This is a genomic window from Paraburkholderia sp. Ac-20340, assembly GCF_017104965.1.
Taxonomy (GTDB): Bacteria; Pseudomonadota; Gammaproteobacteria; order Burkholderiales; family Burkholderiaceae; genus Paraburkholderia.
The window spans coordinates 174,860-186,854 of the sequence record NZ_JAAGPR010000010.1 but is presented as its reverse complement, the minus strand read 5'-3'; the positions used below and the strand labels follow the sequence as shown (position 1 = coordinate 186,854).

11 protein-coding genes and 1 pseudogene are annotated in these 11,995 nt (G+C 60.7%); 10 read left to right on the top strand and 2 right to left on the bottom strand.

The window, feature by feature from the left end:
• Positions 1-102 precede the first annotated feature (102 nt).
• The 3 genes and pseudogenes from G3N59_RS16080 to G3N59_RS37040 form a co-directional block, all read left to right on the top strand.
• On the top strand, positions 103-873 hold the full coding sequence (locus G3N59_RS16080; protein ID WP_205983597.1) for a GntR family transcriptional regulator: 771 nt from the start codon (positions 103-105) through the stop codon (positions 871-873).
• Positions 874-1,125: 252 nt separating this feature from the next.
• Complete coding sequence (locus G3N59_RS37315) at positions 1,126-1,248, top strand: hypothetical protein (protein WP_277397916.1); 123 nt, start codon at positions 1,126-1,128, stop codon at positions 1,246-1,248.
• Between the two features lie 104 nt (positions 1,249-1,352).
• A pseudogene (locus G3N59_RS37040) lies at positions 1,353-1,835 on the top strand (integrase); the annotation flags it as partial.
• A 158-nt stretch (positions 1,836-1,993) separates the two neighbouring features.
• Here the strand turns inward: G3N59_RS37040 and G3N59_RS16075 are convergent.
• On the bottom strand, positions 1,994-2,884 hold the full coding sequence (locus G3N59_RS16075) for a LysR family transcriptional regulator (RefSeq protein WP_205983596.1): 891 nt from the start codon (positions 2,882-2,884) through the stop codon (positions 1,994-1,996).
• Positions 2,885-3,196: 312 nt separating this feature from the next.
• Between G3N59_RS16075 and G3N59_RS16070 the strand changes: the two genes are divergently transcribed.
• Entirely contained in the window at positions 3,197-4,123 is a 927-nt protein-coding gene (locus G3N59_RS16070; protein WP_205983595.1) for an amidohydrolase family protein, read from the top strand.
• Between the two features lie 221 nt (positions 4,124-4,344).
• Positions 4,345-5,574: a porin gene (locus tag G3N59_RS16065; protein WP_205983594.1), complete on the top strand. Its 1,230-nt coding sequence runs from the start codon at positions 4,345-4,347 to the stop codon at positions 5,572-5,574.
• 4 nt (positions 5,575-5,578) lie between these two features.
• Here the strand turns inward: G3N59_RS16065 and G3N59_RS16060 are convergent, their stop codons facing one another.
• Complete coding sequence (locus G3N59_RS16060) at positions 5,579-6,235, bottom strand: TetR/AcrR family transcriptional regulator (RefSeq protein WP_346777893.1); 657 nt, start codon at positions 6,233-6,235, stop codon at positions 5,579-5,581.
• A 287-nt stretch (positions 6,236-6,522) separates the two neighbouring features.
• On the opposite strand from G3N59_RS16060, the gene G3N59_RS16055 reads away from it, so the two are divergent.
• Genes G3N59_RS16055 through G3N59_RS16035 form a run of 5 tightly spaced genes read left to right on the top strand, consistent with a single transcriptional unit; the run spans position 6,523 to position 11,991 of the window.
• Positions 6,523-7,782: an alpha/beta hydrolase gene (locus tag G3N59_RS16055; protein WP_205983592.1), complete on the top strand. Its 1,260-nt coding sequence runs from the start codon at positions 6,523-6,525 to the stop codon at positions 7,780-7,782.
• Between the two features lie 32 nt (positions 7,783-7,814).
• Positions 7,815-9,509, top strand: a complete 1,695-nt coding sequence (locus tag G3N59_RS16050; protein WP_241023481.1) for an AMP-binding protein — start codon at positions 7,815-7,817, stop codon at positions 9,507-9,509.
• A 3-nt stretch (positions 9,510-9,512) separates the two neighbouring features.
• The gene (locus G3N59_RS16045; protein WP_205983591.1) at positions 9,513-10,382 is read left to right on the top strand and encodes a VOC family protein; all 870 of its coding nucleotides are present in this window, start codon (positions 9,513-9,515) and stop codon (positions 10,380-10,382) included.
• The gene (locus G3N59_RS16040) at positions 10,379-11,536 is read left to right on the top strand and encodes an FAD-dependent monooxygenase (protein ID WP_205983590.1); all 1,158 of its coding nucleotides are present in this window, start codon (positions 10,379-10,381) and stop codon (positions 11,534-11,536) included. The genes G3N59_RS16045 and G3N59_RS16040 overlap by 4 nt, the downstream gene beginning before the upstream one ends.
• On the top strand, positions 11,533-11,991 hold the full coding sequence (locus G3N59_RS16035; RefSeq protein ID WP_205983589.1) for an acyl-CoA thioesterase: 459 nt from the start codon (positions 11,533-11,535) through the stop codon (positions 11,989-11,991). The genes G3N59_RS16040 and G3N59_RS16035 overlap by 4 nt, the downstream gene beginning before the upstream one ends.
• The last annotated feature ends 4 nt before the right edge of the window (positions 11,992-11,995 follow it).

Here is an 11,995-nt window from a genome sequence, read left to right as displayed (position 1 = left end):
AACGCGAAATATGTCCGGACATATTTAGATTAATATGTTCGAACATATTGAGCAAGTGGTGATATACCCCTATGCTCGACGTGCGCGCCTTAAACTCCCTACATGAACAGACCCCGCTTTGCCGAAATCGCCCGCGAACTGACCGAGGGCATTGCCTCTGGCCGTTTTCCGGTCGGCAGCTATTTGCCGACCGAACTGGAGTTGCGCGACCAGTACCAGACGAGCCGCCACACAATCCGTGCGGCGCTCCACGAGCTTCAGCAGCTTGGTTTCGTCTCGCGCCGCAAGAATGCGGGCACGCGCGTCGAGTCAGCGCAGCCGCGCAACGGCTTCCGACCGACGCTCGCTTCAGTGGACGATCTGGTGCAGTTCGGCAGCGAGAATCTGCGCGAGGTGCAGTCGGTGGAGGAAGTGGTCGCCGACACCGCGCTTGCGGACGTACTGCAATGCGACGAGGGGGAGCGCTGGCTGCGTATTTCGAGCCTGCGCGTGGAACGCAATGCGCAGCCAGCGCGGGCATCCGCGCGGGGCGTGCCCGCCGTGCCGGTCGGCTGGACCGACGTCTACATCGACCCCGCCTACCGGGAAGTAGCCGACCACGCGCGCACCGAACCGGACACGCTGATCAGTTCGCTGATCGAGACGCGCTACGGACGGCGCGTGGCGGAGATTCGCCAGGATGTGAGCGCGCTGATTCTCGCGCCGGATATGGCCATGCGCCTGGCTGTCGATGCGGGCACGGCCGCGTTGCGCGTGGTGCGCCAGTATTTCGACGCATCGGGAAAATCGTTTGAGGTGACCGTGACCGTCCATCCGGCCGAGCGATTTTCCATTTCAATGCGTCTGACCCGTTCAAACGACACGGAGCTTTGACCTATTTTATTCGCGTGGAATCGGTCCTGGTGTACCCTGTCGTTGAACGTATTAGTGCAAATTTCTCGACAGTCAGAGTAGCGCTGTTCAGCTGGGGCGTTAAAGACTTTAGGTCCAAAGCTACCGAGGCCGATCGACATGACCTCCGTAGTGCGAGCGATCAAGTGTCCATCGAAGACCCGCATCACGACCGCGCCATTGCGATAACTGCCATTGTCAGTCTGGCAACGTCGGCATCCCCGTTTGGCGGTCATGAAAACGCATCAGTCTGAAGCCGTTCCCTCGTACGCCGGTGCGTTTCCAGACGACGCGGAACTGGCCGCGCTGCGCAGCTGGTATGCCGGTGTGAACGCACGCGAGGCAATCGAGCGCTAGCTCGGGCACCGCCAGACGCCCGATCGCTCCGCCCGCCAGACGCGTGCGCGCATCCGCCTGAAGTTGACTGCTTTCGCGAAAAGCCGCCATCGCTTGGATCTGGCCGCTGGTTTCTGCGGCGACCGGTGCCCGCGCACCGCTGGACAGGCCCACCGCGTCGACGCAACAGCATCGAATGGCGCTTCTTCGCAGGCGCCCCCTCCTCAAGATCAACCGCGCATGCACTGACCGTCCTGTCCACGATGTATCGATGGCTGGTCGAGCAACGATACGTTTTCGCCAATCCACTCGCTGGCATAACGGTGCGTGGGCAGGCGCGAGCCGGGATCGATGTGAGCCGTAGCTTCACCGAGAGCGACGGGCGGCATCTTCGAACTGTTGCGGATGGACTCGCATGGTCATACGGCTGGAGCGAACCGGCAGCACAGCGGTTAAGGCTTCTGGTGGGCGATACAAATGCGACCGGTCTACGGGCGGCAGAGCTGGTCGGCGCGACGTTAGGGAACATTGAAACAGACGATCGCGGTGACCACTGGCTGCATGTGAGCGGCAAGGGCGAGCGCCCAGGAAAAGCTGGTCTGCCGCCATTGGCTCGCAGAGGTCCTCCGGTCTCGCGACAAGCGGTGTGGCAGGCTGCCAGTGCGAGGGCGTGACCGATAGATCCCGGTGCATGAGATATCTGTCGAGCGACGGCTGCGCGATCGCAAGCCACAATCCCGCTGATACACCACTAGACGCTGCACCATCACTGTGGATCGTTGCTGAGCGCGCGATCGATCAGGGTGTTGAGCGCCCTCATTGCTTCCGTCGCGGCACGACGCTTTCGCGCGTGCGTGATCATGAAACACGATCGTTGCGGCGTGGGTCCCCACAAGGAGAAAGAGCTAAACCCACGTCGCAGACAGGCGACCTGGGCCACCCTTGCCGGTACCAGGCTCCACTGCTCAGGGCTGCGGAGAAGAGAAAGCGTCAAATGAATCGTATCGACAGTGAGCCTGCCTTGCACACGTGAAGTCCAGCGCGTAGCGTGCCACGCCAGGAACTCTTCGTCGGAACTCGCGAATATCTCATGTTCGCCGCGTAGCTCGCCAGCATCGACGTCGCGCCTACCGGCAAGTGGAGACGCCGGCAGGCAAAGCCCAACGACAGGTTGGCTATAGAGCTTGCGGGTGATGACTTGATCGTGTGCGAATGTCTGCCGCGTGAAGGCCACGTCAAGCTCACTGCGGGCAACCTTGTCAAAGAGTTCTCGCGACCGTCCTGACTGAATCGAAATGAGAAGTGGCAGATCCAACTGCGAGAGTCGTTCGTACACATCGTCAAGAAGCTCGAAATTAATCGCCGCCACGCTACCGATACGCAAAGACGAACGTTCTGCGTGGCTGGATATCGCCAGCGTTTCGCGGTGCAGCGTCATCCATCGCTCGGCGACATCGAGAAACGCCTCGCCAGCGTCGGTCAGCCGAACGTCCCGGATGCCCCGCCCACGCTCGATCAAAACAACGCCCAACTCTGCCTCCAGAAGGCTCAGGCGCTTGCTCACTGTCGGCTGCGTGAGGCATAGCACTTCCGCGGCCTTACTGACGCCATTGCTGCGCACGATCGCGAGAAAAGCTTCCACCGCGGAAAAATTCACTCAAACGCTCCTTGCCGGCGCCCCTGCAAGCATTGATCTGCTTACGCGCTCGCTAAATATTCTACATATGAATATTTAATACGCTAATTATTCATTTTACCTATTAAATTCGCAGCCGCAAAATGCATCTGTCGCCGATGGATTCTCCAATCCGAAGAAACCCTCCGGCACTTAGTCGCTGTAATCCTCCCATCGACAACCCCGACGACGGAGCCAACCTCCGGCTCCTGTCGCCATGCGCAAATAAGGTTGCGCATACAACCAACAGGTTTGTCGGACGAGGAGCGACCCAGCTATCAGGATAGTGTAGACATGACCACGAAGATCGATACCCATCACCACATTGTTCCTCCCGCCTATGCCACCTGGCTCGAGCAGCGCGGCATTACTGCGGGTGGGCTCGCAATCCCGCATTGGAGTACCGAAGGCGCGCTGGATCTTCTGGATGCCGAAGGCACGGCGACGGGGATTTTCTCCGTGTCGACGCCGGGCGTCCATCTGGGCGACGACGTTGAAGCCCGAGAAAAGGCACGCGAAGTCAATGAGTTTGCCGCTGGCGTCGTCCGCCAATATCCAGAGCGCTTCGGCTTTTTCGCCACGTTGACGCTTCCGGACGTCGCAGGCGCCATCGACGAAGCCCGGTATGCGCTCGATACTCTTAACGCCGATGGCATTGTCTTGATCAGCAGCGTTCGTGGAACCTATCTGGGCGACGAAGCGTGGGCGCCGCTCTTCGAGGAGCTGAACGATCGGCACGCGGTTGTGTTTGTCCATCCCGGCGACCTGCCCTGCGAGCCTGTGCCCGGCATCCCGCCGTTCGCGGCCGACTTCCTGCTCGACACCACCCGCGCGGCCATCAATATCGCCAGGTCCGGCTGGCTGGAGCGATTCCCGAACGTCAAGATCATCCTGTCACATGCGGGTGGATTCGTGCCGTATGCAGCAGAACGCATCGCGCGGATCGTGTCTCCGGACGGCAAGAATGCAGGCGGCCTGGCGCGCTTGAAGCAGTTCTATTTCGACACTGCGCTCTCCAGCAGCCCCTACGCGCTCCCCGCTCTGCTCGCTTTCGCCGATCCGAGCCACATTACCTTTGGCAGCGATTGGCCCTATGCAAACAAGGAACGCTCGGTCAATTTCACGAGACAGCTTGAGGCCTATCCGCTGAGCGATGCCCAACGCGAAGCGATTTATCGCACGAATGCCGAAGCACTCTTTCCTCGGTTGGCGAAGCGATAAACACGCGCCCCTGTCCCCCGATTTCCGCGTCCCACGCACAAGACGTTGCGCCCGCAACGGGTTAACTCCTACGCGAATGGTGGTCAAATTTATTGACTTAGCGCCAATTATCGTCGATTCTTCGCTAAATTGATTGCACATCAATAAGTGCAACAACGCAGCGAATCCGGAACGACGAATCCGGCTCTTGATCAATAAAACACCATATTTGGAGACATAACATGCTTCGGAGGCACGCAGCACTCAGCGCGTTTTCCCTTGTACTGGCTATACCCGCGCACGCGCAAAGTTCGGTCACGCTCTACGGGATTATCGATATTGGCGTGAGCTACGCGAACAATGCGCAGACTGGCGTGGTGAACAAAACAGCGGTCGGGGGACCGCAATTTGCTTTGACCGACGCGCATGCGACGGGTCTCAGCGGGAGCCGCTGGGGGCTGCGGGGAACGGAGGACCTAGGTGCGGGACTGAGCGCGATCTTTGTGCTGGAGAATGGCTTCCTGGCTAACAGCGGCGCGCTGGCGCAAGGAGGCGCGGAGTTCGGTCGGCAGGCCTACGTTGGCCTTTCCAGTCCGCTGGGTCGCATCACAGCAGGCCGGCAGTACGACCCGCTCATCGACTTCGTGCAGTCGTTCGCGGCTTCCGGCTCGTGGGCTGGCTATATGGGGGCGCACCCCGACGATCTCGACAACCTGACCAATACCAACCGGATTAACAACGCCGTCAAGATCACCACGGCAAAATTCGGCGGCTTCAGTGCCGGCGCGCTGTACAGTCTCGGCGGCATTGCAGGCAACGCCACGCAGAACCAGATATGGTCGCTCGGCGCAGGCTATACCGGCGGAAGCTTCGCATTCGGAGCGGGCTACCTGAACGCGCGCGACCCGAACGTCTCCTTTTACGGCAACACGCCCAACAAGGGAACCGCTACGACCAACAATATCGGCTCGGGGGGCAGCGCCACGAGCCCGCAGTCGTATCCCGTGTATGCGGGCTATGCCTCCGCCAGGACACTTGAAATCCTCGGCGCGGGAACTTCATACACACTCAGCGGCGCGGTCTTTTCTCTTGCCGCCACCAACACGCGCTTCGATCACCTTGGCTCATCGTCGGGCCCGAATCCGCTCGGTTACAGCGGCAATGCCGTGTTCACCAGCATCGATTTGAACGTGCGCTACAACGTTACGCCGTTTCTTCAACTGGGCAGCGGTATCGACTACACACACCGGAACTCAGTCAAAGGCGATGACGGCGCGAAGTATCTACAACTCGATCTAGCGGCCGATTACTTTCTTTCCAAACGCACTGACCTCTATCTGTTGACGGTCTTGCAGCGCGCGATGGGAACCGACTCGCTGGCACACCCAGCCGTTGCCTCGATCGCGGGCTTTAGCCCCTCCACCACCGACAAGCAGATTGGCGTTCGCATCGGCATTCGACACAAATTCTGAGCCGTCAGGTCGCGCGTGCGCCCCTTGGCTTGCGGGGCGCGCGCGACGCTTGAGATTTCCCAACTTCCGCCACCTCGTTCGATTGCCAGTTGGCAAATCCATCGAGCAACAACTTGAGCCCCGCGTCGAACGCGTATTCAGCACCGAGCCCCGAAAACGCTGCACCGACGATCTTTGCCGCCGGATAGCGAGTGTCGGAAATTGAATCGAACTTGCCGCGCAGATAACTCGAATGCTCTGCTGGCGACTGCCGCCCTGCCGCCGAAATACTGGACGAAAGCAGGTATTGCGCAAGCAGGTGATAAGCAAGCGCCGATTGGTCCGGCGAGAAGCCGCCCTGTAGAAACGCGGAAGTTATATGGTTGAACAGCGCCATCCCGTAGTCGATCTCGCCCGGCGCCACGGACTGGAACAGACGAAAGCGGTTGTGCGACGCCACATACATGCTGACACCCGGAATCTCGCACGCGAGTTCGAAGGATGAACGCGAAATGATCTCCACGTCCGAGCGCCAATCCCCGGTCAATGCGGGTAGCGCTTCGAGACGGCGCCGGTAATAGCGATTGAGCACGCCGGAGATGAGGTCGTCGCGGTTGCCGAGGTAGTAATGAATCAAACCGGGCGCAACGCCAAAATCCTTTGCAAGCTGGGCGATCGACACCTGATCGAGCGCCACCGTCTTCGCCATTTCACTGGCCCGCTCAATGATCACGTTGCGCGATAACAAGGCTTCCGCACCAATTGCCGCCGCGGCTTTCGGTGGCCGACCGCGTCGGCGCGGTGCGGCTTGCGCAGGAGGTTCGGGCTTTTTGGGGGGGCGTGCAGTCATCGATCAGCGGCGTCGGTCGGGAAAGTACCGACAGTCTACCGTCAAATATTAATTGACGATATGTCAATTAATCCATAACCTGTTTTCCATCAGATTCAATTACTGTTGAAGGAGACGTCGTGGAACAGGTAGAGAAAGCGACCGTAACAGCGGGACTGCGCGGCGCAAACTGGGATCCCGCGTTGATGCGCCGCCCTTACAAGGTCGTACCCTGGTCGTTGCAGACCGCAGACGGTCAGAAGACCCTCGGCTTTCTTTTCACGGCATCAGGCAACGAAAAGACGGTCGTGTCGATCATGCATCCGCGCGAGATGTCGGTGACGCACTATCTCGTGCCTGCCGTGCTCGACGCGGGCTGTGCATGCTGGGTGCAGGGGCCGCGCTCGATCGGCAACGACCTGCGGCTCGAGCACGAGCTGGCGCTGCTCGACGTTGCGGCCGGCATGCAGCATCTGCGCGAACTCGGTTACCGCGATATCGTTTTGCTCGGCAATTCTGGGGGTGGCGCGCTGTACGCGTTCTACAACCAGCAATCGCGCATGGCGCCTGCCGAGCGACTGACGCAGACGCCAGCAGGCAGGCCGACCGGACTGGCCGAAGCCGCCATGCCCTGCGCGGACGGCTTCATTCTCGTCTCGCCGCATCCGGGACAAGGCGCAATTCTGCTGAATAGCCTCGACCCGAGTGTTGTTGATGAAAACGATCCGATGGCGGTTGACGCGTCGCTCGATCCGTTTTCTCCCGACAACGGCTACGACCCCGTTACCCGCACCGCACGTTACACGCCTGGATTTGCCGAACGTTATCGCGTCGCGCAGCGGCTGCGTGCGCAGCGACTGGACGAGAAGGCTCGCAGCCTGATCCAGCAGAAGCTGGAGGCACGGCGCCGCCTGAAAGGCGACGCGCCCTCTTTCGCCGATCGCCGCGTCGCCGCCCATGCGCCGATCTTCCAGATCTGGCGCACCGACGCCGACCTGCGCGCATGGGACATCTCCATCGATCCGTCAGACCGCAAGGCGGGGTCACTATGGGGCAATGATCCGTTCGTATCGAACTGGGGCAGCGTCGCCTTCGGTCGCATCGTCACGCCGGAGTCGTGGCTTTCTACGTGGTCGGGGCTCTCGACGCGCGCATCCTTCGAAAAATGTGCCGAATCGATCGTCGCGCCAACGCTCCTGCTCGAATACACGGGCGACCAGTGTGCCTTTCCCAGAGATCTTGAGGCAATCTTCAACGGTCTAGGTGCACGCGACAAAACGCGTGTGCGCGTGCGCGGCAACCACCACGGTATGGCCCTTCAGCGCGATGAACCGTCCGGGCGCGAGGTCGCGGGGCGCCATATCGTCGACTGGCTGAACGCACGATTCCCGGCCAACTGAATGCCGGCTTACACACAATGATGGAGACAACGTTGCAAGCACAACCAACCCAGCCCCGAGTTGCACTGCCGGGCGTTCGATATCGCGACGAAGCGAGACTGCGCACGTATCTGGAAGCCGGCGTGCTCGGCACCCAATCGCTGACGTCAGCGTTTCGGGAAGCGTTCGCGAAACACGCCGCGAAGCCTGCACTCGTCGGTGCCGAAGGCGAATACACTTACGCACAGCTCGACGATCTCACCGATCGTTTCGGGGCGGCGCTGCTTCGTCTCGGCGCACAACCTCTCGATCGCGTGATCCTGCAATGCGGCAACTGCAACGAATTGCTGATTGCCTTTATTGGCTGCCTGAAGGCGTCGTTGATTCCGCTTTGCGCGCTTCAGGCCTTCCGCAAGCACGAGATCGGCTATCTCGGGAATCTCTGCGAAGCAGCGGTGCATCTGGTTCAAGGCGATGATGCGAAATTCGACGACGTCGCCTTTGCCGCGGAGATGCGCGCACAGGTTGCGTCGCTGAAGATCACGGTCCAGGCGCGCGGCACGCAACGCGGCGAGGCCGCCACTTTGTGGTCCCTGATCGACGGTATGCCCACAAGCGATGCGCTCGAACTGCTCGCCCGCGTCGAAGACGATCCCTTCCAGGCAGTCGTCTTCCAGCTCTCCGGCGGCACGACGGGCGTGCCGAAGATCATCCCGCGCTTTCACAACGAATACCTCTATAACATGCAGGCCGTCGCAGCGTGGAATCGTTACACAAGCGACGACGTGCTCTTCATGCCAACGCCGTTCATGCACAACATGAACATGGTCTGCTTCTTTGGGCCGATTCTGCTCTCAGGCGGGCGCGTAACGGTGTGCCCCGACATCTCGACGGAAACGCTCTCCAGCACGATCGAGCGCTATGAGCCGACGTGGTACGGCCTCGCCGGCCCGATCCTTTCACGCGTGGCGGAGCAGATGAAGCGCGCGACGCCCGCCACGAAGGCGAAGCGCAAGATGATCGGGCCCAAGAATGCCCCCCGGCTGCGCGAGATGCTCGGATCGCCCTGCTATCACATCTTCGGCATGACGGAAGGCGTGATCATGTTCGCACAGGAAGGCGATCCGCAATACGCGCTCGATGAATCTGTGGGCCGCCCGGTTTCGACGTGGGACGAAGTCAGGATCGTCGAGATTGGCGGGGAAACGGAAGTGCCCGACGGCGAGACCGGTGAAGCCATCTTCCGCGGCCCCTACACGATCCGTGGTTACTACAAGTCTGAAAAAGAAGATGTGCATCGCTTCACCGCCGACGGCTTTTACCGTTCGGGCGACCTCATGATGGCCGAGGTCATCGACGGCAAGCGCTACTTTTTCTTCCGCGGCCGTACGAAGGACGTGGTCGACCGCGGCGGCGAAAAGATCAACGCAGAAGAGCTCGAGAACGTCATCAACCGTTGTCCGAGCGTGCATGCGTCGGCGGTCATCGGTATGCCCGATCCGGTTTATGGCGAACGGGTCTGCGCGTTCGTCGTTCCCAGTCCGGACGATACGCCACTCACCCTCGCGAAGCTCACGAGCTTTCTGGAGTCCGAAGGTCTTGCGAAGTTCAAGTGGCCCGAACGGCTCGAATTGATCGACGAATTCCCCGTCACCGCATCCGGTAAGCGCAGCAAGGTCCTGCTGCGCCAGCAACTCATCGAGCGCCTCCAGAACGAAGGCGCGGCCCACGCCGCCAATCGAGGATAAGACATGAATCAGCCCATCCATTCGTCGCTGCTCACGCGCCCCGTATTGCGTGGTGTGCATCATACGGCCCGTCCTACGTGGAAGCTCGAAGAGACCGTGCACTTTTATCGGGATCTGCTTGGCCTGCCACTCGTGCATGCCATCTCGGCGCGCGGTTGGGGGCCGGCCGATCACGCCGATTTTCTGCACTTCTTCTTCGACAGCGGTAACGGCAGCACCATCGCGTTCTTCTACTACATCGGCACGGTTCGCCCCGAGCAGCTTGCGCCGAGCGATCACTATCAGGTGCGCGCGACGCATACCGCGTGGCAGGTCAACGATGCGGTCGAACTGGCTGCATGGCGTACGCGCGTCGAACAGGCTGGCATCGATCTGCGCTATCAGGTGCGCCACGAAGTCATCGAATCGATTTACTTCAACGACCCGAACGGCTATCCGATCGAAATCACCTACCAGACGCGCCCGTTCGACGCGATGGACGCTGCGGACGCAACGCGCACGATCGAAGCCGCCATCGAGATGGAACAGCGCGGCGAGCGTGGCGAACCGTTCGCCTCGATCGATCCCGTGTGGCAGCGCAAGGCGAGCCGTATGCAGGCTTCGGCTGATACGAGTGTCGCTTCGGTGTTTGTTCTCGACGTACCCGAATTCCGTCCGCTCATTGATTCCGCGCGAGAGTCCGGCGCTTACGCCACAACAGCCATTGACAACGGCTACATCCGCATCGACGGCAATCCCGGCATCACGTTTAAGCGCAAGGCGCTCGGCTTCAAGCCCGCGGTCTGGTACGGTGCGCTCACGGGCGGTCTGGCTGGTCACATCGAGCAGTTCGACACTGACAGCCTCGTGATCAGCCCTGTGGTGCAATCATGAAAGTCGATATCGTTGGCGGTGGTCCGTCGGGCCTCTTCCTCGCCATATTGCTCGCAAAGAACGCGCCCGGCGTCGAAATCGAAGTCTTCGAACAAAATGCGCCCGATGCAACTTTCGGGTTTGGTGTCGTCCTCGCGGATACGGGCCTTGCCCGGCTCAGTGACGCCGCGCCCGACGTGTGCGCCGATCTGATCAAGGCGATGAAGTTCAGCACCCAGCAGACTATCGTCAGTGGCGAGACCGCGCTCACGGTGCAGCGTCCGGGCCAGGGCGGTGGAGCGATCGCACGGCTGCGTCTGCTGTCCATTCTGCAAGAACATGCTGCACGCCTTGGCATCCGCGTGACGTGGTCATCGCGCGTACTCGACATTGCAACGCTCACCGGTGACATCGTCGTGGGCGCGGACGGGGTTAATTCGCTCGTGCGGACGAGCGACGAAGCCGGTTTCGGTACGACGCGACGCGATCTGAGCAATCACTTCGCGTGGTTCGGCGTGCAGAAGGCTTTTCCATGTCCTTCGCTGGTGTTTCGCCGCCACGAAGGCGGCTATTTCGTCGCACACTACTACCCTTATTCCGATGGAATGAGTACGTTCGTGGCCGAATGCGACGATCGAACGTGGCAACATTTCGGACTCGAAAACGCCTGCGCGGACGAGCGCCGGACGCTGTTCGAGCGCGTCTTTGCCCCCGAACTGGATGGCCACGGCCTCGTCTCGAACAACTCGAACTGGCGGCAGTTTCCGGTGATTCGCAATGACAACTGGTACAGCGGCAATCGCGTGCTGATCGGCGACGCACTGGCCAGTGCCCATTTCTCGATTGGTTCGGGCACTCGCATCGCGATGGAGGATTCGATCGCGCTCGCGCAATCGATCGCCGCGAACACCGACGACGCACAGGCAGCGCTGCGTGCCTACGTCGCGACGCGGCGCGAAGCGAAGGATCGCCTGATCGGCGCGTCCGAGGCCTCGTATGAATGGTACGAGCAGATCCGTGAATGGATGGAGTCCTACACGCCGCACGAGTTCGTGTACCACTTCATGACGCGCACGGGCCGCGTCGACGCGGCGCGGCTGCGCGAGCAATATCCTGCGCTCATGCAGGAGCTCGCGAATGCTGGCGCTTTGCCGGCTGGCGAGGCGCTGCAATGACACAGAGCTACGAGTACGTGCTCAACGTCTCGCCATTCGTCGTGCGGCGTACTGTGCGTTGGGGCGATTGCGACCCGGCAGGCGTCGTCTATACGGGACGTTTTCCGGACTATCTCCTTGGCGCTCTTTCGCTCTTCAAGGATCACATCGCAGACGGTGCCGGGAACTCTCTCGGTCAAGCGTACGGCGTGGGCTTTCCTTGTCGCGGCATGAGCTTTGACTTCTCGGGAACGCTCTGGCCCAACGACGTTGTCGATCTCGAATGCTATGTCGGTGAGATCCGCACACGCAGCTTCGACTTTCACTGCGAGGGGAAACGATCAAACGGCGAGCCCGTTTTCAGCGCCCGCTTCTCCCCCATCTGCGTTCACGCCGACGTGCGTGAAAGCACGGACATTCCCGCGCCCCTGCGCGCGACATTGGCGCGCCATGGCCGCGTTGCCACAACAAGGTAAAAAC